This is a genomic window from Vibrio sp. 378, assembly GCF_033339435.1.
The window spans coordinates 1-626 of sequence record NZ_JAWOUO010000724.1; the positions used below are offsets into that span (position 1 = coordinate 1).

The window sequence follows — 626 nt, forward strand, 5'->3', positions numbered from 1 at the left end:
ACCTCGACTTGAAGCAGGCACTGCTTAAGGAAGAAAAACTAGAAACCGCACTTTTGGCTTATTCATTAGTCAGTCCGTCAGGCTATCGAGGCGAACCATTAACCGAGCGAAAAATCTTGGAAGTGGTGAGCCTACTTGATGAAGTAAAAGTCGACGGTGACACCTATCAGCAGCTCAAAAATACGTTTGATTCGATCAGCAAAGATCCGCGTATGCAGGTCAGTTTGGAAAACCAGTATCCGGGGAAAATGGACGGTTTCGGCGCGCAGTTGTTGGAAATGGGAAAAGAGAAGCTGAAAGGCTCGGGTGTTAACGCTGCCATCAATTTGGCGTTACCCGGCGTAGGCTTGCTCGTCGCCACAGGGCGTGAACTTCACAAAGCGTCCGTCAATGGCGATGCCGAAGCGTATCATCATCAACTCGAACAAATCTCGCAATTGCCGGGAAGAGATCAGCGCTTATCGATGCCAATGCAACAAACGTTAGCCATTGGTCACGCGATGTTGTCGGCTGAGGGCACAGTTGGTGCCACACTTGGTATGGCGACAGGCGGTTTGGGTACGTTTGGTGTAAGCTCTGTGGCGACGGCAGGGGTTACGCCGATAGCAAAAGAAGCCATTGGAACT

General features: G+C 50.6%; 1 pseudogene. It reads left to right on the top strand.

Going from position 1 to position 626, the window contains the following annotated elements:
* A pseudogene (vopQ, locus tag R7Q48_RS28500) lies at nucleotides 1-626 on the top strand (type III secretion system effector VopQ); the annotation flags it as partial.